The sequence below is a fragment of the Brockia lithotrophica genome (assembly GCF_003633725.1).
Classification (GTDB): Bacteria; Bacillota; Bacilli; order Thermicanales; family DSM-22653; genus Brockia; species Brockia lithotrophica.
In genome coordinates this window covers 97,451-119,714 of sequence record NZ_RBIJ01000006.1, presented here as the reverse complement: position 1 = coordinate 119,714, position 22,264 = coordinate 97,451, and the positions used below count along the sequence as shown (strand labels likewise).

Genomic DNA, 22,264 nt, shown 5'->3' with positions numbered 1-22,264 from the left:
AAAGGAGGGGATACGGAATGCTTTCGCGCCACACGCGTTCTGCCGACGTTCTCATCGTCGGCGGCGGGATCGTAGGGGCGAGCGTCGCCTATTTCCTTCGCGCTTTGGGGTTTACGGGACGCATCGTCCTCGCGGAGCGCGATTTCGCCTTTCTCTGGGGTTCGACGCGGCACAGCATGGGCGGGATTCGGCGCTGCTTTCTCTCGCAGGTGAACGTCCGCCTGGCACAGTTCGGCCACGAGGTCTACCGTGAGATCGAACGGCACCTTTCCTTCGACGGAGATGCCCCTCCTTTCCGGCCCGTAGGCTACCTCCTCCTTGCGGACGGGCGAAATTGGTCGCTTCTGCACGCGATGCACAGCCGCCTGCGCACTTGGGGGTTGATGCCCGAATGGGTAGGGCGGGAAGCCCTTCCCCAGCTTTTGGGCTGGGAACTCGAGGATTCCCTCGTCGGTGGACTGTACTGTCCCGGTGACGGCGTGCTCGACGTGCCTCGGGTTCACGCGGCCCTCTACCGCAGGCTGGAAGAGCTCGAGGTGGAGACCGTTCGAGCTGACGTAGACCGCATCCTCGTAGAGGGCGGTCGTCTCGTCGGCGTAGAGGCCGTCCTCGTCGAGGAGCGGGCGCGGGTGCGTTGGAAAGTTCCCCGCGCGGTAGTTGCGGCGGGGGCGTGGAGTCCGAAGCTCACTGCCGCAGCGGGAGAATACCTCCCCGTGGAAAGCCGGCGCCGGGCGGTGTACTCCTTTGCCCTGGAGAAGCGCGAGCTTCCGGAATCCCTTCCCCCCCTTCCCTTTCTCCTCCTTCCTGGTGGAGAAATGGTCGCCCTGCGGGGGGAAGAGCTCCTTCTGAGCATTCCCGCCGGTCAGGCCCACGAAGAAGATGCGGCGCTTGCCGTCTTGCGGCGTCTCGGTCCCTACGGCCGCGGCGGGCGACTGCTTTCCGGGCGATCTGCCGTCCACGACGTGCACGTCCGGGACTACAGCCCGATTGTCGGTCCGTGCCCGCGTGCAGAGGGCCTTTGGGTTGCCGCGGGGTTCGGGACCTACGGCGTAGGGCTCGCTCCGGCCGTAGGCTTCGGTTTGGCGGAGCGGATCCTCCGCCGGCGGCGGGCAACCCTTCCCCTTGATTTCCTCACGCCCTCTCGGATTACGCAGGCGGCGTGGGTGGAGGAGGCGCTTCTAGGCTGAGTGCATCCGCGCGCGCGAAAAAGGAGTCCAACTCCGCCCTAAGACGCGACAGATCTTGGGGATCGGTTGCGGAGAGGAGGAGGACCGCCCGTGAGGAGTCCGAGAAAAGGCCTGCAGGCGTAGGCCATTTCTCGGGGGGGAGGCGGTCCTTCTTGTTGAGAAGCAAAATGCGCGGGATGTCCTCTGCGTGTAGAGCGCGCAGGTGTTCCTCGGCGACGCGCATCTTCTCCTCCCAGTCGTCCTCCGAGACGTCCACGACGTGGAGGAGGAGGTCGGCTTCTCGGACTACGTCGAGGGTGGAGCGAAAGGCGGCGACGAGGAACGTGGGGAGGTCGCGAACGAAGCCGACGGTGTCGAGAAGGACGACCGTACGCCCTGAAGGGAGGCGGAGGCGCCGGGCGGTCGTGTCCAACGTGGCGAAGAGGCGGTCTTCGACGAGCACCTCGGCACCCGTGAGCGCCCGAAAAAGCGTGGACTTTCCAGCGTTCGTGTACCCTACGAGGACTACCTGGGGGATCCCGCGGCGGAGGCGGGCCCGCTTTTGCGTAGCGCGGGAGCGTTCGACCTCTGCGAGCCGTTTGCGGAGGAGGTGGATGCGGCGGCGAATGCGCCGTTGGTCGACTTCGAGCTTCGTCTCCCCGGGGCCGCGCGTCCCGATTCCTCCTCCCAGTCGGGAGAGGGCCTCGCCGCGTCCCGCGAGACGGGGAAGGAGGTATTGGAGCTGGGCGAGCTCCACCTGGATCTGACTCTCCCGCGTGCGGGCCCGCTGGGCGAAGATGTCGAGGATGAGTTGCACGCGGTCGACGACGGGGAGCCCCCAAGCCCTTTCCAGGTTTCTCAACTGCGTAGGGGTGAGGGAGCGGTTTACGAGGACGAGTTCTGCCCCGACCTCTTGGAGGAGGCTGTGGATTTCCTCGACCTTTCCCCGGCCGAAAAGCGTCGCCGCTTCAGGTCTTTCCCGGCGGGCGACGACCGTCGCAACCACCTCTGCGCCGGCGGTTTCGGCAAGTCGGCGGTCTTCGGCGAGGCGCGACTCCCGTTCGCCCCACTCGGCGGGGGAGAAAAGCGCCGCGAGGAGGGCGCGCGTTCGCGCGGGGGAGGGAGAATTTCGCGAAGCCTTACCCACGGGAACGCCTCCTGTCGAAAATCTGCCCCTACGGTCGGGGCGGTTTGCCTCTGGATAGAGTCGATGTGTACGGGAGGGATCGGTCGGTGCCCCACGAGCAAAAGACACGGGACGTGCTTTGGGTACGGGCGCGGATTCGCGAGCTGGACGAACAGGGATACGGGCGCTTCCGCCTCGAGACGGGGACTCCGGGTTGGGAATGGGCCGAAGGGGTCCCGCCTTTCGAAGGACCGCTACCCATCGGGGAGGAGTTTCTCAGACAACCTGCGGAATCTGTGGGAAACCGCACGTACCGCGGCAAGCCGCGCGACGTCGTCGTTCCCTACGTCCTCCCCGGTGAGGAGGTCCTCGTCCGCGTCGACCTTCGCCCGCAGAAAAAGGGCCTTTTGCGGGGGTGGCCGGAGACGATCCTCTCTCCCCACGACGGCCGCGTGCTTCCGCGCTGCAGGCACTTCGGCGCCTGTGGGGGATGCGCGCTCCAACACGCCGCGTACGAGCTTCAGCTTGCCTACAAGGAAGAAAAGGTGCGCCGTCTCCTAAGCGCCCAAGGAATGCGCGACGTTTCGATAAGCCCCATCCGCGGGATGGCCCATCCTTGGGGATACCGAAACAAGATGGAATTTACCTTTCGTTCCGACGGAATTCCCGGACTTCACGCCAAGGGGACGTACCGCGAAATCCTCCCGCTGTCCGAGTGCCACATCGCCCATCCGGACATCGACCGCGTGCGGGAAATCGTGGGGAAGTGGGCGCGTGAGCGGGGCCTACCCGGCTACGACAAGGACCGCCACTCCGGCCTCTTGCGCCACCTCGTCGTGCGCAAGGCCTTTGCCACCGGCGAACTTCTCGTCGCCCTCGTGGCGACGGAGACGCCGGACGGATACGCCTCTTCCCTTGCCGAACTCGGAGCCGAACTTCGGCGCACCTTCCCCGGACTTCGCGGCCTCCTCTGGGCGGAAAACCGGAGCCTTTCCGACGCCGTCCAGGTCGAACGCCTCCACGTCCTCGAAGGACGTCCCTACATCGAGGAACTCCTCGGGGGCTTTCGCTACCGCCTCGAGCTCGAGACGTTCTTTCAGACAAACCCCCTTCAGGCGGAAGTCCTCGTTTCCACGGCGCTCGCTTACGTCCGAGAAGTTCTGGATTCCTCAGCGAACGCCTTGGTCGTCGACCTGTACTCGGGGGTGGGCACGTTCACCCTTCCCCTCGCCCGCGTGGCGGAGCGGGTGGTGGGCATCGAGGTGGTCCCCGCCTCCGTGGAGGCGGCACGCCGGAATGCGGCACAAAACGCCGTGGCGAACGTGGAGTTTCGCCTTGCCGATGCAGGAGAAGGTTTGCAGCGCCTTCTCCGCGAATGGGGGCGTGCGCCGTCGCTTCTCCTCTTGGATCCCCCCCGGGCGGGGGCGGGAGCGCGCACCGTCCGTACCGTCATAGATGCGGCACCGGAGGCGGTCGTGTACGTATCCTGCAATCCTGCGACCTTTGCCGAAGACGCCGCGCGCCTTATGGATGGGGGATACGCGCTCGTCTCCGTGATCCCCGTAGACATGTTTCCCCACACGCCGCATGTGGAACTCGTCGCCCTATTTCGGCGAACGCGGTTGGGCTAAGCCGCGGAGGCAAGGCGCACACGGCGAAGCCGCGATGGCGTCTTTTGTCGTGCCGCCCGCCCGCTCCCGAAGCTCCGGCCGAAGGGGCAGGTCTCGCTCATCGGTAGGCGATGCGGAAGGATTTTTCCTCGGGAATCACGGGGCGTTCTTCGATCACGAGGTCGTCGACGCGGGCGGCAGGGGGCCCCTCCTTGAGGGCGAGCAGGAGGTCGCTCAAGGAGCGGTCGTCCCCCTGCACCTCCGCAGTGACCGAGCCGTCGGGTTCGTTGCGCACCCATCCTGTAATCCCCCGCCGCGTCGCTTCCCGGAGGACGAACGCGCGGTACCCAACCCCTTGCACGCGGCCCACGATGCGGAGAAAGAGGCGTTTCATGGAGGACCTCCTACCGTCGTGCGTGGTTTTGCCGTTCCCTCGGCCTTTCGAATTTGTCGCACTTTGTGGCCGCTTACTTTCGATTATAGCGTAAGCCCTAGGGTTGCGCGGATCGCACGCGAAGATTTTTCCCCCGACTCCAGGAAAACCACCTCGTGGACGAAAAAAAGCCCGGTTGTACAACCGGGCCTTTCTCTGCGGTTAGCGTTTTGGGTGTGATGGGAAGGGAAGGAGGTCCAAGATTCCCCGAGTTTCCCCACGGTTTCCCGTGGGCGGCGGTGTTTCCCCTTGAGGCGGGCTGGGCGAAGATGGGGGTGCCTGCGGGATGGGCACCGCCTTGCTCGGTTCGGATTCTCCCACGTCGTTCGTCGCGGTCACCCGCACGTACGCCTGGTTGGGCGAAGGAGTAAAGGTAAAGGACGGATCGGTCGCGTCCCCCAGCTTTGTCCACGGACCGTGGTCGGTGTTTCCGGCGTACACGGAGTAGTAGATCACGTGGTCCTTTTCCGCGTTGGGATTCCACCTTACGGCGACCGTGCCGTCTGCCTGTCGGCTCACCTGGACGTCTTTCGGAGGAGAAGGGGCGCCTTTGGGCGGTTTACTCAGGTCGAACGGACTTACGGGGTTGGATGGAGGCGAGGTTCGGCCGTCGACCGTGACGGCCACGACTTGGTAGGCGGAAAGCGGCGTCGGCGAAAGGTCGCGGAATTCGAGCGGCTGGTGGCTCATCACGCTGGCGATGTGCGTTTCCCCTGCCGCGTCGATGCGGAACACGCGGTACCCCGCGATGTCCGGTTCTCCGTTCGCATTCCAGCGGAGGACGACGGCGTTGCCGTCGAGGGTGGCGGTGAGCCCTTGGGGAGGATTCGGCGCTCGCCCTGTGGGCGTACGCGGGTCAGCTTCCTCGGGAAGGTGGTTTTTCCAATCCGTTGGGTAGGGAGAGATGAGCATGCGGACGCGTTTGGGGATCTGAAGAGGGTCGCGTTTTACCCGCACCTCTTTGAGCACGAGGTCGTCCGGCGTGTCGTCCCGGGCGCGGTATTCCTTATCCCCAACGACGACGAGGCGCGCCTCTACAACGCGGTCGTCCCGTTCCGTAGGCACGCGGTTTCGCGGGAAGAGCCCGGAGATGATTTCCACCTTGGGGACCTTGCCTGCGGCCTTTTGGCAGGTTTCCGAAGGGAGCTTTCCCGAAGGGAGGCAGATGCTCGCCGTAACCAGGGTATTCGGACGAGGGAAGGATTTCCCTTGGGGGTTGAGGTCGGGAAGGATTTGCACCGTCTTTTGGTACAGGGTGAACCAAGGGGAGAGGTGGTCGAAGCGGGTTCCGCCGCGGTTTAGGCTCGTGGCGTTCGGTTGGTCTTTGTTTCGCATGTCGTACCCGCCCCAAACCCCCAGGGTGAAGGTCGGCGTGTAGCCGATGAACCAGAAATCCTGATCGTCTTCGCTCGTCCCGGTCTTGCCGGCCACCGGCACGTCGCCGTAGGCGCTTCGCAGCTTGGCGCCCAAGGCGGAAGCCGTCCCATTCGTGACGACGCCGCGCAGGGCATCCGTGACCATGTAGGCGGTCTCTGGGGAAAACACCTGCCGGACCTCTTCTTCGTGGCGGTAGAGCTCGCGGTCGCCCGCGTCGGAGATCCGTTCCACCATGTACGGCTTTTTCAGGAGCCCCTGGTTGGGGAATACCGTGTAGGCGCCCGTAAGCTCGTACAGCGTAGTCCCCTTGCGCAACCCTCCGATGGCCGCCACCTGGGATTCCCGCTTGTCTTCCGGGGTGATCGTAGAGATCCCCGCCGCCTCCGCGTAGGAGAAGGCGCGTTCCATCCCCACCTGGAGGAAGAGGCGGACGGCCGGCGGGTTCCGCGATTCCCAGAGCGCCTGACGGGCGGTCATGAGGCCTTTAAACGGCGAAAGGTTGTAGTTGTAGACGACGTGCTCGCCCTTTTGGCCGTCGGGAAGGACTACGGGGGTATCCTCCACGGGAGAGTCGATGCCGGGGAGAACCCCCTCCTCGAGCGCCGGGCCGTAGGCGAGGATGGGCTTAATGGAAGACCCGGGAGAGTACGGCTGGTTGCGGGCAAAGGAGAGGTAGCGTTTTCCGTACGTCGGGTCCACCGTCGGAGGCTTTCGGTTGGGAATTTCCGCAAGAACGGCCCCCGTGCGGTTGTCGATGAGCACGGCGGCAAACTGCTGTACCGAAGGCATTTCCTTTCGAACTTCTTTTCCCTGGGCGTCCTTCGTGGGTACGACGACCTTTGCGTCCGGAAGGTACTTCACCGCAGTTTGGGCTACGTCTTGAAAGGCGTCGTACAGGTCGAGATCGATCGTCGTGTAGATGCGGACACCAGCCGTGTTCAAGAAGTCGCGCTTTCGCTGCACGAGGTCCGTCCACTCCGCCGGGGCATTCCGACGGACGTGTTCCGGATCTTGCCCGAGCTTCTTGAGCTCTTGGGAAGCGAGCGCTTCGGCAGCTTCCTCGAGGATTTCTTCCGTGAGGATCGGGTAGCGGTTCGAGCTCACTTCGGGAAGGTCCGACTTCAGGTTTCCCGCAATGTCGTAGTTCAGCGCTTCTCGGTACTCTTCTTCGGAAATCTTGCCGAGCTTTCGCATGCTTTCGAGTACGTAGCGCATGCGATCGATGCCGCGGTTGAGCCCTTCCGGATCGTTTGGGTCGTACATCCCCGGGGATTGAAGCATGCCTACGAGGTAAGCCGCCTGGGCCAGGTTCAGCTCCTTGGCGGGTACACCGAAGTACCCGCGGGCGGCGGCTTCGATGCCGTAGAGGTTTTGGCCTTGGACTTTGCCGAAGTACATCTTGTTCAGGTAGGCCTCGAGGATTTGCTCCTTGGTGAAATAGCGTTCGACGTGGAGGGCGAGGAAGATCTCCGCAAACTTTCGCCTGTACTTCAGGCGCGTGAGCTCTTCGCCCTTTACCTCGCCGCTGATTTCTTGGCGGTAGAGATCCTCGAGAAGCGTCTGCTTGACGAGCTGTTGGGTGAGCGTGCTTCCCCCGGTCTGAATTTCGCTTCGGGTAAACTGTTGGAACGCCGCACGGGCGATCCCGCGAAGGCTTACCCCGTGATGGGAGTAGAAGTTCTTGTCTTCTGCGGCGATCAGCGCCTCGACGACGTACGGAGAAATCTCGGACAGCTTCGTCGGGATACGCGTCTCTACCGAGGGAAGTTGTCCGATGAGCTTGCCCTTTCGGTCGTAGGCGTAACTCGCGAGGTTTCCGGAAAACAGCGCTTCCTTCATCGCCTCGTAGGAAGGGAGTTCTTCCTTTTGAAAGGCGGAAGCTACGATCCCCAAGGCGATGCCAAATCCGGCCAAGGCAAAGGCCACGACGAAGACGGCAAACGTGGCGAAACCGTATCCTACGTACCGCCAAATCGGCGGCCTTCGTTTTCCGTTCGGGGTTTTTCCAGACTGTTCGCCTTCCGGGGGACGATTTGCCGAGGGAAACACGAGCGTAGGTTCGTCGCCGCCGGAATTTCCGTGCGTGGACATCCGCACCCCTCCTTTGGCGGGTTCATTATACCACGTCTGTTCTGGAGGGGGCCGCGTTTCCCTCCTCGGCCGCCTTTGGTATACTTGTGCCCGACGATCTTTTCCCAAGGGCGCCCGTGCTTTTCGGTCAGAGGATGGGTCGCGAGTAGGAGAGGGAGAAGGAGAGGAACGCGGGTGAACGGCGAACGCTCTTTTGCTTCATCGCAGGAGGAGAGGGAGCATCACCCCCAACCGGAAACGTCGAGGATGCCGGAAGCTTCTGCCATACTCGAGCAGGTGATTCGTGAGGAAAACCTCGAACCCGCGGCGGCCGAGCGCTTTAGGCAGGCCTTTTTGCGCCTAGTTCGCGGGGTAGCAGAGATTACGCCGCTCGAAGAATTCGCCGTTCGCCTGGCGCGGAGCGTGCGCGACGGCCGCCCCCTTCGGGTGAAGTTGGGCCTCGATCCCTCTGCTCCGGACATCCACCTGGGGCATACCGTCGTCCTCCGCAAGCTCAAGGACTTTCAGGAACTCGGCCACGTCGTACAGCTCGTGATCGGGGACTTTACGGGGCGTATCGGCGATCCGACAGGGCGTTCCGAAACGCGCCGCGCGCTCACAGAAGAGGAAGTGCGGGAAAACGCCCGCACCTACCTCGAACAGTTCTCCCGCGTCCTCGACGTCTCGCGCGTCGAGGTGCACTTTAACGCTACGTGGCTTGCCCCCCTTACCCTCGCCCAGACGATCGAGCTCATGTCCCGGATGACCGTGGCGCGAATGTTGGAGCGCGAAGACTTTCGCGAGCGCTTCGCGTCCGGACGCCCCATCGCCCTACACGAATTCCTTTACCCCCTCCTTCAAGGGTACGATTCGGTGGTGCTTCGGTGCGACGTGGAACTCGGGGGGACGGACCAAAAGTTCAACTTCCTCGTGGGCCGTCACCTTCAAGAGAGTTACGGGCAGCCCGGGCAGATCCTCATGCTCATGCCCCTTCTCGAAGGCCTCGACGGCGTACGCAAGATGTCGAAGTCCCTGGGGAACTATGTCGGGGTTCAGGAACCGCCCGAGGAAATGTACGGAAAGATCATGTCCATCCCCGACTTCCTCGTACCGCGGTACGCGCTCCTTCTTACGGACATGCCCGAGGAGGAGGTACGGCGTCTGGAAGAAGGGATGGCGGCAGGGACGGTCCATCCCATGCACGCCAAAAAGGACCTAGCCCGGCGAATCGTCGCCCAGTACCACGGGGAAGAAGCGGCGCGGCGGGCGGAAGAGCATTTCACCCGCGTCTTTCAAAGGCGCGACCTTCCCGAACACCCCGAAGAGGTGTGGTTGCCTTCCGCGGAAATCCCCGAAGGCGGGATGGGCCTCTTGTCCCTCCTCGTGCGCCTCGGGTTGGCCGCCTCGACGAGCGAAGCGCGCCGTTTCGTCGAACAGGGGGCGGTGCGCGTCGACGGCGTGCGCGTCGAGGATCCCCGCGCCCGCATCTTTCCCCGCGACGGGCAGGTCGTCCAAGTGGGTCGGCGGAACTTCCGCCGGATCCGTCTGTCTCAGGATGTGGGCCCGTGACGTTCCTGCGGCGCGGCGAAAAAAATCCCCCCGGAGAAAGCTCCGGGGGGATTTTCCTTCGGGAGAGTTATCCGCGGCGGCTGTAAAACTCGACGACGAGCGTTTCGTTGATCTCCTGCGGCAGTTCTTCGCGCAATGGAAGGCGCTCCAACCGGCCCTCGAGCTTCGCCTCGTCCCAGGAGAGGTACTCGGGCAAATACACGCGCTCGGCCAACGCTTCCTTCACCACGCGGAGCTGCTTTCCCTTTTCCGTGAGGCCGATCGTGTCCCCAACCTTTACGAGGTAGGAGGGGATGTTTACGCGTTGGCCGTTGACGGTGATGTGTCCGTGGGTGACGAGCTGCCTCGCCTGCCGCCTCGTGCGGGCGAGGCCGAGGCGAAACACGAGGTTGTCGAGGCGCCGTTCCAAGAGGATGAGGAAGTTTTCTCCCGTGTTTCCGGGCATGCGCGAAGCCTTGCGGAAGAGGTTGTGGAACTGCCTCTCGGGAACGCCGTAGAGGAAGCGCAGCTTCTGCTTTTCCTGAAGCTGCATGCCGTATTCGCTCAGCTTCCGCCGTTGGGACTGGGCTCCGTGCTGGCCGGGCGGGAAGGGCCGCTTTTGCAATTCCTTCCCCGTTCCCGTGAGAGAGATCCCCAGGCGGCGGCTGATCCGCCAAATCGGACCCGTGTAGCGCGCCATACGTCTTTGCCCCTTTCCGTAAGCACTGCTCTTTCGACCGCAGTATGCGGGTACATTCGTCTCCCGGCGGTAGAGTCACAACGTACAGAATACCTTGTAGACCTTGGTTTGTCAAGGTTGCCCTGCGGTTTCGCCGCTTCGCTTCGCCGCGTCCGGCAAACTGGTACAATCTTTGCTTGGTGATCGCCGATGGACGTTCGTCGGTTTTCTCTTCCTCCTCCCTCCGCCGGAGGGGTGCCCGCCTCGCCCGCCAACGCATACCTCCTGAAGCGAGGAGACGTGCGGTGGCTCGTCGATACGGGGTACGGGATGTTTCCGCTCGACGCGGTCTCGGGATTCGGAGATCTCCGGGGGATCGTCCTTACCCACCGCCACCCCGCCCACGCCGGCGGTGCGCGGTCCTTGATGCTTCGGGGGATTCCTGTGTACGCCCGCCCATCGGTTTCGCGGTCTTTGTCTTTGGATCTCGACGTTCTCGGTACGGATTCGCCCTGCGCCCGTATTTCCCGGGAAATCGAAATCCCGCCGGAAGGGGTGCGTTTTGTCGGGGAGGAGTCGTACCTTCCCGAGGCGCAGGAGGCGCTGCTCCTCGCGCTCCCGGGACACACGTGGGACGGTCTGGGCGTTTACCTTCCTTGCCGCCGGGCGCTTCTTTCCGGCGACCTCCTCCTTTCGGGCCGCTCCGTCCCTACGCTTTCCTGCGACGACGCCCTCGCCTACCTTTCGCCCGGCGAAGGCACCCTCTTTTCGGCAAACCTCCTCGCCGCCCTTCGGGATTCCTTACGAAAGATCGAATCCCTCGGGGATTTCGTCCTGTATCCTGGCCACGGAGAACCCGTGGAAGAAGGGAGGGCGGTGCTCCGCCACGTCGTCCGGCAGGTGGACGACCGGCTCTTCCTCTTGCGTGACCGCGTGCGCCGCCCCGGGACGCCTTTTGAAGTTGCCCGGGAACTCTTCCCTCGCGCGGTACGGAAGGATCCGGCAAAGACGACCGTCGAGGTCGCCCTGTACCTCGACGTCCTCGTCCGGGAGGGCGTGTTCCGACTCGAATGGGAGATGCGTCCCTCTGGTTCTCCGCGTGCTCGGCTCCTGCCTTCCGACCGCGTTCGCCGACCTCCCCTTTCCGAGAGGGCATAAATTCGTGCGTTTTGGGGAAAGTACGGACGAACCTTCGGAAGGGGAGGAATGGGGAAAATGGGATCTTCGTCGGCGCGGCGCTTCTTTCCCTTTATCTTGGGAGCACTCTTTGTCCTCGCGTTGGGGAGCGAGGCGTTCGCGCGTCCCGGAGAGCGGCATTTCCTCGGGACCGCGCGTGCGGACGGTATGCCTTCAGGGATTGAGAGGTCCGCGCACGTCGAAAATCTCGAGAGAATTGTCGATCCTCTGCGCCTTTTGTCCGAAAAGAGCTACACCGTTTCCGGCGAGGTGGAGGTTCGCACGAAAGAGGGATACCCCGTCCTCGCGGCTCGCCTCACGGGCGTTCACGATCCCTCCCGAGGATTTTCCGTCGCCGTCGTGAGCGGAACGCCCGAGGCAAAGGCGGAGGCGCAGGAAGTCGCCCCTTACGACGAGGTCGCCTTTTTCGAACGGGAGGGGCGGACGTACATGCGGTTCGCCGACGAGGCCGCCTGGCGCCCGGTCTCTTCCGAAGAACAGGGCGTCGCCCGCGAAGAGCTATCGCGTTGGGATCCCCGAGACCATGCGGAACGTCTCGTGCGCTACGCCGTCCGCGTCACCCCGGTAACCCGTGGGTCTTCCCGCGAAAACCGCGAGGTTTGGGAGATCCTCCTCGACGGCACCGCTCTCGCCCGCGACCGGGCGGCGGGAACTCCTACCGGGTCGAGAGTCCGCCTTTCCGCCCCCCTTTCTCCGGAGCCACCCTCTCCCCCGCCGACGGTTGGAGCGCGGTACCTCCTCGTTCTCGACGCCGAAACCCGAAATCCCGTGGAACTCCGGTACGAGGAGCGGGTCCACCTCGAGCCTCCGGAAGGGGCGGCGTTTTCTCCTGAGGAAGAAGTGCACACCTTGGCGTTGCGCTTTCACGCGTTCGACCGGGAAGTGCAGTTTCCCGATCTTTTGGGCATCGAACAGCCGTAGGCGCCCCCTTCCGCCCCAATTTCCGAGAACCCGTGCATCCCTCTCGACAAAGCAGGAACCGCGGTGTTGGGCGTCGAACCCAATACGCGAAGAGTTCCGTGCGAACGCTTCGATTTCGACAATTGGGTCCGCAGTCCGGGAAACGGGAAGCGCGGCGGAGGAAAGCGGGGAACGGGTGAGGGGGAGGGAGAGGGAGAATGGCTCGAAGGAAGGCAAAACGGGCGGGAAAGAGCGGCCGGGGTACGGCGTCGGTGCGCGAGGGCAAAGTCCTTACGCCCCTTCTCGCTCCCCTCGGCACGATGCCGATCGGAGGGGAAGGGCTTCGGGCGGTGTTTACCTCTTGGCCTGGGATCCTGTTCTTTTCCTTGGCCTTTCTCCTTCTCGCCACCTTGCCCTACGGAATGTGGCGAAAGAAGCGCTCCTTAGAAGAAGAAGCTGCCGAGCTCCTCGAGGAGCTCCGCTTTCTCGAGGAGGCCATGAAAAAGGTAGAAAAGGACCTCTTTCCTCGAGAAGGGGAGGAGTTGGAAGGAGATCCGACCCTCCTTCTCCGTCGGGAGGCGTTCCTTCACCGGATCGAAGACTTTCGGACGCGTTCCATTCCGGAGGCCGTCGAAGAACTCGCGCGCGCACAGGCGGCCGGGTTCTTTCGCAAGGTATTCGCGTTGGAATCGGCGATCGCGTTTGCCCGAGGCTTGCTCGAAGAAGGCGGACGTTACCTCGTCTTGCCCCCGTCGGTGGTGCGTCCTCCCAGAACCGAGGCAGCCGTGACAAGGGAGGACGGCGGTACCCCCTCTTCGCAGCCTTCGCGAGAAGAAACACGTGCGGCGGAAGGCGGAGAGTCCCCGACAAAGGAGCGCGAGGTATCCCGTGCGGTGGACGAACGGGAAGAAGCGGAGGGCGAAGCCCGTGCGTCCGCATCGGTCCCGGCGTTGTCCACCCGCTTCTCCTTCGGAAACGCGGCCGCTTCGGGTGGGGGGGAATTGCGGGCACTCGTAGAGGAGGACGAGCGTACCGCAGCTTTGCTTACCGAAGTCCGTGCAAAGCTCGGCTTACGCCTTACGCGGCTTGAGGAGCGGCGGACCGCCTTGCAGAAGGAAGTCGCCGATCTCGCCCTCCGGTGGAACGAAGGCCGACCGCCTCTGCCCGAAACGCTCCGCCGCCTGCGGAACGCCTATGGCGAAATTCGAGACGAGGTGCGCCAACTCGTGGCCTGGGGCGAAAAAATCGAAGGGGAGATGCCGGAAGCGATCAAGCGTCTCGAAGCCGAACTGCAGGCGCTCACGGAAGTCGCCCCGTTGGCCGAGGCAGGAGAGGCAGAAGAGCACCTCCGGGCGATGAAGCTCCTCTGGCATCGCCTGCCTCCGCTCTGGGACCGCGGGGACCTTCCTTCGCTCCGCGACGTAGGAGAGGCCTTTGCGCGGAGGAAGGAGCTCCTCGAGGAGCTCCTCACCGCGGAACGGAATCGGCGGGCGAAGGTGGACGGGCAATTGGCGGCCCTTCGAGAAGAGCTGGACGAGTTTCGCGAGCTCCTCGCCGCCGCCGCCGCGCTCGTAGAAAGGCTCCAGGAGCGGTACATCTTGCCCGCAGAGGTGCGGCCGGAGCTGGCCGCACGGGCGGCGGAGTACGAATCCCTGCTGCGCGGCCGCGAAGCGGCGGAAGGGCAGGTGCGCGCGAGAGAATTCCGCCAAGCCGAGGCGTCCCTCCGCCAGCTTCTCGAGGCCAGTGCAGAGGGGAGACGGGGGATGCGCGCGTTTCTCGAGTGGCTGGATGGGATTTCCCGTGAAGAAGCCGAGATCCGGCGCCGGCTCGAAGAGGTCGGTTCGCGACTTCGCCGCCTCGCACAGGAGATCGAGCGCGTCTTTTACACGGACCGCACGCCGTACCACGAGCGCATCGCCACCCTCGAGCAGGAGCTCCCCACATGGGAAGGGCGTCTTTCCTTGCGTCCCCTCGACCTCGCCAAGGTGAAGGAGGAGTTTCGGACGTACCTCGATCTCGTCGAGGCCGTGGAAGAAGAGACGCACGCCGACCTTCAGGCCCTTCGGGAGGCGGAGCGGGTCGTCCTTCACCTCAACGCCTACCGTTTCGACGTGCCGGAGGTCGGCCGGTGGCTCATGGAGGCGGAAAACGCCTTCTGGGATGGGCGTTTTCGGGAGGCTCAAGGGTTTGCCCGGCGCGCCCTAGAAACGGGGGCGAAGCTCGGGGTTTTCCAAGGGACGGCTCCGTAATCCGCCTTGGGCGGCGACGCTTCACGGGGGGAGCCAACCTTTTTTCCTCCCGTAGGTGAGGATGTGGGCGTACAGGTCGTCCCCTAGGTACGGGCTGAACGGAGGGACGGGGAGGGGGGGAGACGGCGGCTCCGGGTAGACCAAGGCCTCCAGGCCGTCGCTCGCCGCGGGAAACGGCAGGAGGGCGTCTACCTCTCCCCAAAAGACGATTTTTACGTGGAGGAGGGTCCCTTCCGGAGCGCGAATCCGGTAGGCTCCGATTCTGCGGAGCGCGCGGAAGGAAATCCCCGCCTCCTCGTAGGCTTCCCGCGCCGCCGCAAGAAGGGGTGGCTCCCCGGGGTGGATTTTTCCTCCGGGAAGTTCGATTCCCCGGGTTCGGTGGCGGGTGAAAACGAGCCCCCTGCCCAACTGGGGGACCACGAGTACGTCGGTGGGGGCTTCGGGCGGAAGCCCTTTTCCGCTTTCTTCCCAGACGAGTTCGATTCGATTGCCCAAGCGGTCGGAAAACGTGTGCGGGTACATGCGACTTCCTCCGCGCTTCGCATGTGCGTGGGAGTTCATCGACGTTCCCAAAGCTTTAGAGCGATGGCTTTGGCCGCCCGAAGGCCCTGAGCCCAGGCGTTGGCCACGCTGCGAAACGGAGAAGGCGTGGCCACGTCGCCCGCGGCGTATACTCCCACCAAGGAGGTTTCGCCCCCTTCTCCCGTGCGCAGGGATCCGTCTTCGCGGCGCTCGAGGGCGGAGGCGATGGCCTCGCCGAGGGGGGGAACGTGGGCAGCCATGCCGAGGCGGAGGAGGAGGGCGTCGACGCGGAGGACCTCTTCGGGGGCGCCTTCGGGTGCGAGGGTGAGGAGGAGGGTGCCGTCCGCGTCGCGCGCGATGCGGACGAGGCGGGTTTCGGGCCGCCACGTGACGTGCCGTGCGGAAACGAGCCGCTCCGCCCACGCCGGCCGCCCCCTGAGGCGTCGGCTGCGGGTGATGAGCGTGATCTGCCGTGCGTGAGGGAGGAGGTTGAGGCCGCCTTCCAGGGCGCGGTCGCCTCCGCCGACGATGGCCACGTGGAGTCCTGCAAAGCGTTCCGGGTTTCGGCTCGTAGAGAGGGTGTAAGCCTCCGGAACGAGTTCCTCCCCAGGAATTCCGAGGCGGCGCGGCGAGGCACCTGTGGCGAGAAGGAGGATCCGCGTGCGGAGAACTTCTCCGCTTCCCGCGAGGTGCAAGGCGTAGCGCGCCTCGGCGTCGGGTTGTACGTCGACGTACGCGACCTCCGTTCGGAGGACGGGAACTCCTGCCGCGTCGAGGCGACGGCGCCAAAGGTCGCACAACCGTTCGGCTTCGACGTCCTCGGCGCCCGGGACGTCGCGCAAAAGTCCTCCGACGGCGTGGAGTTGTCCCCCCAACTCTCCTCGCTCTACGAGGAGGTGGGGGATGCCCAAGGAGGCGAGACCTAAGGACGCTCCGATCCCCGCCGCACCGCCGCCGACGATTACCACGTGGTGGGTTTCCGACACGCGCGATCCCTCCGAGGCGCGGCCCCGTGCCGTCCGAGAGGATTTTGTGGTAAGATCTACGCTGCCCGCTTCATTGTACCACGCGCGGTTTTTCCCCTACCCGTCTGGGAGGTTGTGGGGAGGCCGTGCGGAAGGAGATGAAAATGCGGTACCGGATGATCTTTCTCGACCTCGACGGGACGGCCCTCACGTCGGAAAAGCGGATCACGCCGCGCACCGCGCACCTCGTCCAACACCTGGAGGCCCACGGGGTGCCCGTGGTCATCGCTACGGGGAGGGCGATCTTTGCCGTCCGGGAATTTCTCCGCGACGTTCGCTTGGCGTCCCCGGTGGTCACGTTAAACGGCGCCGTGGTGTTTTCCCACCTGTACGGCGCGCCTCAGGAATACCATCCGATCCCTTGGGCGTGGCTTCAGGAGTTCTTTCAGGTCGTGCAAAAGAGCGGCCGACTGCAGAACCTCCTCTTCGAATCGATTCACGGGTACTACGTACTCACCTACGATCACGAGATCTTTGAAACGTTCACGGACTACCGCAACCTTCCTCCCAAGGTGATCACCCTCGATAAGCCAGTTTCCGATCCGGTGACCAACCTCCTCCTTAGACCCCGGAGGATCCCGGAGGATAAGGAACTCCTCTACCGAGAACTGAACGCCGCCCTGGACGGGCGGATCCGGTTTTTCAAGACGAGTTGGGAGTGGATCGAAGGCGTACGCTACGGGGTGAACAAGGGAGCCGCCATGGAGCGCATCGCCTTGACGTACGGGATCCCTCTCGACTCCGTCGTCGCGTTGGGAGACGAGTGGAACGACCTCGAGATGATCCAAAAGGCTGGCCTGGGCGTCGCCATGGGGAACGCCGTGGACGCCATAAAGGCCGTAGCCGATCTTGTGGCACCTTCCAACGACGAAGAGGGAGCCGCGCGCGTTTTGGAGGAGATCTTCTACGACTTTCTCGTCGAGACGGGGTATGCGCCGCTTCACACCTCGTAAACTTCGCTTGGAGGAATAAGAAGCCCGCGTACGTCGAACTTTCGGGCTTACGCAAAAGGGGCCGCCCGAGCGGCCCACGGTGGTGGGGTGAGGGGGTGGTTGTTCCGCCCCAGCCTATGCGCCGGCGCGTGTTCGGGTTCTTCCCCGACGCGCGCCGGCCTTTACTTTTCTGGAAAAAAGTTTGCGGGAGGGGTTACGACGGTCCGAGGCACGCTAACAGGGGCAGCGGTCGCCGTCTGACCCCGAACGAAGACGCGCTGTGCGAGGTGAACGCCCGTGGCGCCAGAAGTCTTTTGTACGGTGACGTCGTGTGCCTACTGGCGCGAAGGAAATCGCTGTGCCGCGCCCCAGGTACGGATCGACGTCGACGCGCCGGCCGTAGAGCGGTTTCACGCAGAATTTGCCCTTCTCGGTGCACAGGCCCGCGGCCCCGTGGCGCAGAGCTCTTCGGATACGCGCTGCGCGACCTTTCAGCTGCGCCGGACGGCCGAAGGGAGGGATCTTTCGTGACGGAACAGGAAACCCGCGAGACACCCGCCGAGGGGACCGATACGTCCCGGACGTCAGAAGGGCAGACGGGGCAGGGAAATACGTCCCCTACGGACGCCCTTCCGGCTGGTGAGGGTCCCGTCGCTCGCCGGTCGGCGTACGAAGAGTTTGCCGCCGAAATGACACCCCGCGCGGAAGCGGGTGCTGCCTATCCCATCGAAGAACGTCGAGAAGAGACGGGGTTTGGCCTCGGGGCGCTGGCCCTCGCGCTTTCGGTTCTCTCCCTCTTCTTCGCGCCTTACCTTTTGGGGGCCGGCGGCGTTCTGTTGGGTTACCTTGCCTACCACCAGGGAAGCCGAAGCCTGGGAGCTTGGGCGATGGGGCTCGGCCTCGTCTCGATCGTCGTCACCTTTTTCCTTGGCCCCTTGATCCGCGCGTGGTAGCGCCTTTGGCGGGCGCAAGCCCGCTTCGTGGGGATGAGCTTCGCATTTTCGGTCCTCCGATCGGCTGTCCGTTGGGCAGACGGGAGGACCGGTTTTTTGTCCTCCTTGTGCTACAATGAACGCGGTGAGCGATCCATGCTTTACCTCGACGCGGCGGCGACGACGCCGCCTTGGCCGGAAGTCGTAGAGGCGTATGCCCGAGCCTGGCAGGAACGCTTCGCGCATCCGGGTTCGCCGCACGAATTGGGCCTTCGGGCCGCAGAACTGCTCGATGCCGCCCGCAGGCAGGTTGCCGAACTTTTGGGCGTGGAACCCGAAGAGGTGTTGTTTACGAACGGTGCGACCGAGGCAAACGCGGCGGTCATCTTGGGTGCGGCTTCTTCCGCTCCCGAAGGGCGGCGCCACATCGTGACTACCGCCGTCGAGCACCCTTCGGTTCTCGAACCGCTCGCGCGCCTCGAGCGTCGGGGATTCCGCGTGACCTACGTCGCACCCGATCGTTCCGGAACGCTTTGGGCGCGGGACGTGCTTGCAGCGCTCACGCCGGAGACGTTTCTCGTGAGCGTCATGTACGTAAACCACGAGACGGGCAGCATCCACCCCGTCGAAGAAATCGGCGCGGGGCTTCGCGATCGCCCGAACGTGCGCTTCCACGTGGACGCCGTGCAGGCCGCCGCGGTACTTCCTCTCCCCATTCGCACGGCGAGGATCGACTACCTCACCCTTTCGGGGCACAAGATCCACGGTCCCCGAAGGACGGGGATCCTCTTCGTCCGAAAGGGGCTTCCCCCGCCTCGGCTCTATGGAGACGGCGTCCCGGAGGGGGGTGTGCTGCACCCGGGTACGCCCGACGTCGCCGCGGCCGCGGCGTTTGCCCGAGCCCTCCGCCTAACGGAAGAACGCCGTACGGCCTTCGTCGAACGCGTGCGCGACCTTTCCGAGCGGCTTAGGGAGGGGTTGGAAGCCCGAGGGGCGGTGGTGCTTTCGCCGCGCCTCGCCCGTGCCCCCCACATCCTGAACGTTTCGTTTCCCGGAATGCGTGGGGAGGTGCTCGTTCGCGCCTTGTCGGCGCATGGCGTGTACGTAGGGACGCGCTCCGCCTGCCGAAGCCGCGCACCTCGCTCTCATGTGCTTACGGCTATGCGCCTTCCCGGAGAGCTCATCTCCGGGAGCATACGCCTGAGCTTTGCCGAGGACTTGGAACCGGATGCGGCGGAGGAGATCCTCTCCCGCTTCGACCGCGCCTTGCGCGACCTGCGGAGCCGTTCGTAGACACGGAAAGCCGGAAACTCTTTTTGTCGGAAAGGAGGGTGGGTGTGGGCGAAGAATCGACCCGGGAACGTCTTCGGGGGGACGAGGCGGAATCGTCCCCCTACGACACGCTTCTCGTGCGCTACGGAGAACTCGCCCTTAAGGGGAAAAACCGTCAAGATTTCGAGCGGGTGCTCCTCGCGCGCGTGCGCCGCGCGTTGGAAGGACTCGGGCCCGTGCGCATTCGGCGGACGTTCGGGCGCCTGTACGTGCACGCCCCCGAGGCCGTGCTCGTGGAGGCGGCGCGGCGTCTCGAGCGGGTGTTTGGGATTTTTTCCTTTTCCTTTGCCCGAAGTGCGGAAAACGACCTCGAGGCGATCCGCGCCGCCGCCCTTGCGGTCCTTCGGGCGGAGATGGCGCGGCGGCCTGGGGTGCGCACATTTAAGGTGTCGGCCCGGAGGACCGATCCTCGCTTCCCCATGCGCGTTCCCGATCTACTCCCGGCGATCGGAGGATACCTCCTCCCGCGATCCGGAGGCTTACGGGTGGACGTGAACCAACCGGACCTCGAGATCACCGTGGAAATCCGTCCGGAGGGCACGTTCGTATACGCGGATCGGATCCCCGGGCCAGGTGGCCTTCCCCTGGGGACGAACGGGAAGGCCCTCCTCCTCTTGTCCGGAGGCATCGACAGCCCCGTGGCCGGCTGGTACGTGATGCGGCGCGGGGTGCGCGTCGAAGCCGTGCACTTCCACAGCCCGCCGTACACGAAGCCGGAAGCGAAGGACAAGGTTCTCGCCTTGGGTCGCATCCTCGCTTCCTGGTCGGACGAATTTTCCGTGCACTTCGTTTCGCTCACCGAGATCCTCCTCGCGCTCCGCGAATCGGTCCCCGAGAGCCTACGTACCGTGATCTTGCGGCGCTTTATGATGCGCATTGCTGTCGGACTCGCGAGAGAGCGGCGGGCGCTCGCCCTCGTCACCGGCGAGAGCCTCGGGCAGGTCGCCTCGCAGACGCTCGAGGCGATGGCGGCAATCGAAGACGCAGCCGAGCTCCCCGTGCTCCGTCCCCTCGTGGGTTTGGACAAGACGGAGATCATCGAGCGGGCGCGGAAGATCGGGACGTACGAAACTTCCGTCCTCCCCTACGAAGACACGTGCACGCTCTTTCTCCCGCGCCACCCCAAGACGCGGCCGCGCCTTGCGGAAGTGCGGGCTGCCGAAGAGCGAAGCGGCCTCGACATCCCCGCTCTTGTGGATCGGGCGTTGGGGACGGCAGAAACCGTGACACTTCCGGCGGAGTTCGGGGCGCTTTCGTCGGCGCCGAACGTCGAAGACGACAAGGGGCTCTCCTCCTACCTCTGACGGCGAGGCGGGGAGAGCCCCTTCGTCCGCGAACTACTTCGCGATGAGGACCGAACACTTGGCGAGTTGCGCGATGCGGTGGCTTACGCTCCCCAAAAAGAGCTCTTGGAGCATGGTGAGACCTCTCCGGCCGACGACGATGAGGTCGATCCCCTTTTCTTCCGCGTACTCTACGATCCTCCGCGCAGGGTCGCCTTCCAAGACCGCGGAGTGTACGGTAAAGGGCTCCCCTTCGAGGCGTTTTTTCGCTTCCTCGAGGCGCCGCTCGCCCTCTTTGAGGACGATTTCGCGATAGTCGGAGCGCGACATCGAGGAAAGGGACTGCATTTCCGTAAAGACGCCTTCTTCGAAGCGGTCGAAGCGGACGACGTGTACGACGTGGAGTTCCGCACCGGAGGTCATGCGGGCGATGTTTGCGGCGGTTTCGAGCGCGCGCTTGGCGTGTTCGGATCCGTCGTAGGCGACGAGGATGCGTTGAAACACGGAGGTTCCCTCCCTCGCAAATTTGCCTTTCGGCACCTTCGGTGCACGGTCGGAAAAAGGCGCCTCTGCGGGTATTGTACCATACCGAAATACTCCCACTCATCCGTGTTTCCCGAACCTTTGTCGGAAGGGGTGCGGAACGTGGACGGCGGGAATCCCGGTTCCCCGGAGTTTCCAAACGACCTGCGATCGGACGGTGCGGGTACCTTTGCCGAAAGGCGCCGCCGGTTGGCCCGTTCTTTGCGCGACGAGGGGATTGCCTTTGCCCTCGTGACGCGTCCGCTCCACATCGGCTACCTTACGGGCGTGTTTCTCGAACCGCACGAGCGCTTCGCGGGGCTTATCGTCTTCCCGGAAGGGGAGTTTCTCCTCGTCGTCCCGGCGGTGGAAGACGTCGCGGAAGAGCTGCCCGTGCTCCGCTACCGCGACGGGGAGGATCCCTACCGCGCCGTCGGGACATACGTGCGTCAGGTCCTCCCGTCCCGCGGGGAGGAGGAGGGACTCAAAATCGGCGTAGAGGAGGAGCACCTCACGCTCGCCCGTGCCGCCGGGCTTACCGCGGCATTCGCCCGAGAGGGGCTCGTCCCCCTTCGCCTCGTCTCCGTGGACGGGATCCTCCGCGACATGCGCGCCGTGAAGGATCCACAGGAACTCGCGGCCCTCGCCCGCGCTGCACGCGACACCGACGCGCTTCTTGAAACCTGGATCCGGGAACTCCGCATGGGAATGAGCGAACGGGAGGCCGTGCGCCTCCTCGAACGCCTTCGGGACGAGGCGGGGTATGGACCGTTTGCCTTTGCCCCCATTGTCCTCGTGGGCGAGCGCACGGCCCTTCCGCACGGCGTTCCCGGAGACGCCCTTCTTCGCCCGTGGTCGCTCCTCCTCGTCGACCTCGGCGTCACGTGCTGCGGGTACGCCGGCGACCTCACGCGCACCTACGTCCTCACAGGAGCGGCCCCCACGCCTCGGGAAGAGCGGCAGACGTGGGAGCGCCTCTACCGCGCCGTAGAAGAAGCTCAGGCAGCGGCGCTCGCCGCGGTGGCCGTAGGCCGCCCATATGCGGAGGTTGACCGCGCGGCGCGCGACGTCTTGGAACGATACGGGTTGGCGAAGTACTTCGTCCACCGAACCGGCCACGGACTCGGGCTCGAAATCCACGAGGCACCCCAGGTCTCTACCGATTCCCAAGATCGGGCGACTCCCGGGCACGTGTTTACCGTGGAGCCCGGGGTGTACGTTCCCGGCGTGGGCGGGGTGCGCATCGAGGACGTCGTGGCCCTCGCCGAAGGCGGCGCGGAAGTTCTCACGCGCTCGCCCAAGGCGTGGGATGCGGTTCTCCTTTCCCTACCCCCTTCCATGGCATAAGTTTCAGCGCATGA

Annotated in this window: 19 protein-coding genes; 12 read left to right on the top strand and 7 right to left on the bottom strand. The window is 64.5% G+C overall.

From position 1 onward, the window contains the following. Window positions 1-17: 17 nt before the first annotated feature. Window positions 18-1,187 carry an NAD(P)/FAD-dependent oxidoreductase gene (locus C7438_RS08510; protein WP_121444938.1) on the top strand — a complete coding sequence of 390 codons (1,170 nt, stop codon included), beginning with the start codon at window positions 18-20 and terminating at the stop codon, window positions 1,185-1,187. Here C7438_RS08510 and hflX read toward each other — a convergent pair. Beyond that, window positions 1,147-2,313 carry a GTPase HflX gene (gene hflX / locus C7438_RS08505; RefSeq protein ID WP_121444937.1) on the bottom strand — a complete coding sequence of 389 codons (1,167 nt, stop codon included), beginning with the start codon at window positions 2,311-2,313 and terminating at the stop codon, window positions 1,147-1,149. The genes C7438_RS08510 and hflX overlap by 41 nt on opposite strands. An 86-nt stretch (window positions 2,314-2,399) precedes the next feature. Here hflX and rlmD point away from each other — a divergent pair, with 86 nt between their 5' ends. Beyond that, the gene (gene rlmD, locus C7438_RS08500) at window positions 2,400-3,923 is read left to right on the top strand and encodes a 23S rRNA (uracil(1939)-C(5))-methyltransferase RlmD (protein ID WP_170143673.1); all 1,524 of its coding nucleotides are present in this window, start codon (window positions 2,400-2,402) and stop codon (window positions 3,921-3,923) included. A 97-nt stretch (window positions 3,924-4,020) separates the two neighbouring features. Here rlmD and C7438_RS08495 read toward each other — a convergent pair whose 3' ends face one another. Together C7438_RS08495 and C7438_RS08490 are read right to left on the bottom strand one after the other, a co-directional pair. After that, window positions 4,021-4,296, bottom strand: coding sequence for an acylphosphatase (locus C7438_RS08495; protein ID WP_121444935.1), 276 nt, complete (start codon window positions 4,294-4,296; stop codon window positions 4,021-4,023). Window positions 4,297-4,497: 201 nt separating this feature from the next. Next, the gene (locus C7438_RS08490; RefSeq protein ID WP_121444934.1) at window positions 4,498-7,803 is read right to left on the bottom strand and encodes a transglycosylase domain-containing protein; all 3,306 of its coding nucleotides are present in this window, start codon (window positions 7,801-7,803) and stop codon (window positions 4,498-4,500) included. A gap of 246 nt (window positions 7,804-8,049) precedes the next feature. Here C7438_RS08490 and tyrS point away from each other — a divergent pair, with 246 nt between their 5' ends. After that, window positions 8,050-9,351, top strand: a complete 1,302-nt coding sequence (tyrS, locus tag C7438_RS08485) for a tyrosine--tRNA ligase (RefSeq protein WP_121444968.1) — start codon at window positions 8,050-8,052, stop codon at window positions 9,349-9,351. A 67-nt stretch (window positions 9,352-9,418) separates the two neighbouring features. Here the strand turns inward: tyrS and rpsD are convergent, their stop codons facing one another. Continuing rightward, complete coding sequence (gene rpsD, locus C7438_RS08480) at window positions 9,419-10,030, bottom strand: 30S ribosomal protein S4 (protein ID WP_121444933.1); 612 nt, start codon at window positions 10,028-10,030, stop codon at window positions 9,419-9,421. A gap of 234 nt (window positions 10,031-10,264) precedes the next feature. Here rpsD and C7438_RS08475 point away from each other — a divergent pair, with 234 nt between their 5' ends. The 3 genes from C7438_RS08475 to C7438_RS08465 all read left to right on the top strand — a co-directional run bounded on the left by C7438_RS08475 (window position 10,265) and on the right by C7438_RS08465 (window position 14,355). Beyond that, on the top strand, window positions 10,265-11,167 hold the full coding sequence (locus C7438_RS08475) for an MBL fold metallo-hydrolase (protein ID WP_170143672.1): 903 nt from the start codon (window positions 10,265-10,267) through the stop codon (window positions 11,165-11,167). 57 nt (window positions 11,168-11,224) lie between these two features. Then, window positions 11,225-12,127 carry a hypothetical protein gene (locus C7438_RS08470; RefSeq protein WP_121444931.1) on the top strand — a complete coding sequence of 301 codons (903 nt, stop codon included), beginning with the start codon at window positions 11,225-11,227 and terminating at the stop codon, window positions 12,125-12,127. Between the two features lie 197 nt (window positions 12,128-12,324). Further along, window positions 12,325-14,355, top strand: a complete 2,031-nt coding sequence (locus C7438_RS08465; RefSeq protein ID WP_121444930.1) for a septation ring formation regulator EzrA — start codon at window positions 12,325-12,327, stop codon at window positions 14,353-14,355. Window positions 14,356-14,376: 21 nt separating this feature from the next. Here the strand turns inward: C7438_RS08465 and C7438_RS08460 are convergent, their stop codons facing one another. Further along, window positions 14,377-14,877 (bottom strand): NUDIX domain-containing protein, encoded by a 501-nt coding sequence (locus C7438_RS08460; RefSeq protein WP_121444929.1) that lies wholly within the window; start codon window positions 14,875-14,877, stop codon window positions 14,377-14,379. Window positions 14,878-14,912: 35 nt separating this feature from the next. Continuing rightward, the gene (locus C7438_RS08455) at window positions 14,913-15,863 is read right to left on the bottom strand and encodes an NAD(P)/FAD-dependent oxidoreductase (protein WP_121444928.1); all 951 of its coding nucleotides are present in this window, start codon (window positions 15,861-15,863) and stop codon (window positions 14,913-14,915) included. Window positions 15,864-16,000: 137 nt separating this feature from the next. Here C7438_RS08455 and C7438_RS08450 point away from each other — a divergent pair, with 137 nt between their 5' ends. The 5 genes from C7438_RS08450 (at window position 16,001) to thiI (ending at window position 20,402) form a co-directional block, all read left to right on the top strand. Next, the gene (locus C7438_RS08450) at window positions 16,001-16,855 is read left to right on the top strand and encodes a Cof-type HAD-IIB family hydrolase (RefSeq protein ID WP_170143671.1); all 855 of its coding nucleotides are present in this window, start codon (window positions 16,001-16,003) and stop codon (window positions 16,853-16,855) included. A 276-nt stretch (window positions 16,856-17,131) separates the two neighbouring features. After that, a complete protein-coding gene (locus tag C7438_RS08445) occupies window positions 17,132-17,365 on the top strand; it encodes a DUF1540 domain-containing protein (RefSeq protein WP_121444926.1) in 234 nt (77 codons plus the stop codon). Continuing rightward, on the top strand, window positions 17,362-17,787 hold the full coding sequence (locus tag C7438_RS08440) for a hypothetical protein (RefSeq protein ID WP_121444925.1): 426 nt from the start codon (window positions 17,362-17,364) through the stop codon (window positions 17,785-17,787). Before C7438_RS08445 ends, C7438_RS08440 begins: the two co-directional genes overlap by 4 nt. Before the next feature lie 135 nt (window positions 17,788-17,922). Further along, on the top strand, window positions 17,923-19,059 hold the full coding sequence (locus C7438_RS08435; RefSeq protein WP_170143670.1) for a cysteine desulfurase family protein: 1,137 nt from the start codon (window positions 17,923-17,925) through the stop codon (window positions 19,057-19,059). Between the two features lie 44 nt (window positions 19,060-19,103). Continuing rightward, window positions 19,104-20,402, top strand: a complete 1,299-nt coding sequence (thiI, locus tag C7438_RS08430; RefSeq protein WP_121444923.1) for a tRNA uracil 4-sulfurtransferase ThiI — start codon at window positions 19,104-19,106, stop codon at window positions 20,400-20,402. 33 nt (window positions 20,403-20,435) lie between these two features. On the opposite strand, the gene C7438_RS09055 is transcribed toward thiI, so the two are convergent. Further along, window positions 20,436-20,885 carry a universal stress protein gene (locus C7438_RS09055; RefSeq protein WP_170143669.1) on the bottom strand — a complete coding sequence of 150 codons (450 nt, stop codon included), beginning with the start codon at window positions 20,883-20,885 and terminating at the stop codon, window positions 20,436-20,438. Window positions 20,886-21,017: 132 nt separating this feature from the next. Here C7438_RS09055 and C7438_RS08425 point away from each other — a divergent pair, with 132 nt between their 5' ends. Further along, the gene (locus C7438_RS08425) at window positions 21,018-22,250 is read left to right on the top strand and encodes a M24 family metallopeptidase (RefSeq protein WP_170143668.1); all 1,233 of its coding nucleotides are present in this window, start codon (window positions 21,018-21,020) and stop codon (window positions 22,248-22,250) included. Window positions 22,251-22,264: the final 14 nt, after the last annotated feature.

Excerpts from the sequence above, each read along its gene's own strand:
- C7438_RS08465 (WP_121444930.1), top strand. The coding sequence starts at position 12,325 with ATGGCTCGAAGGAAGGCAAAACGGGCGGGAAAGAGCGGCCGGGGTACG.
- C7438_RS08510 (WP_121444938.1), top strand. The coding sequence starts at position 18 with ATGCTTTCGCGCCACACGCGTTCTGCCGACGTTCTCATCGTCGGCGGC.
- C7438_RS08435 (WP_170143670.1), top strand. The coding sequence starts at position 17,923 with ATGCTTTACCTCGACGCGGCGGCGACGACGCCGCCTTGGCCGGAAGTC.
- C7438_RS08470 (WP_121444931.1), top strand. The coding sequence starts at position 11,225 with ATGGGATCTTCGTCGGCGCGGCGCTTCTTTCCCTTTATCTTGGGAGCA.
- C7438_RS08460 (WP_121444929.1), bottom strand. The coding sequence starts at position 14,877 with ATGTACCCGCACACGTTTTCCGACCGCTTGGGCAATCGAATCGAACTC.
- C7438_RS08450 (WP_170143671.1), top strand. The coding sequence starts at position 16,001 with ATGAAAATGCGGTACCGGATGATCTTTCTCGACCTCGACGGGACGGCC.
- rpsD (WP_121444933.1), bottom strand. The coding sequence starts at position 10,030 with ATGGCGCGCTACACGGGTCCGATTTGGCGGATCAGCCGCCGCCTGGGG.
- C7438_RS08495 (WP_121444935.1), bottom strand. The coding sequence starts at position 4,296 with ATGAAACGCCTCTTTCTCCGCATCGTGGGCCGCGTGCAAGGGGTTGGG.
- C7438_RS08490 (WP_121444934.1), bottom strand. The coding sequence starts at position 7,803 with ATGTCCACGCACGGAAATTCCGGCGGCGACGAACCTACGCTCGTGTTT.
- tyrS (WP_121444968.1), top strand. The coding sequence starts at position 8,050 with ATGCCGGAAGCTTCTGCCATACTCGAGCAGGTGATTCGTGAGGAAAAC.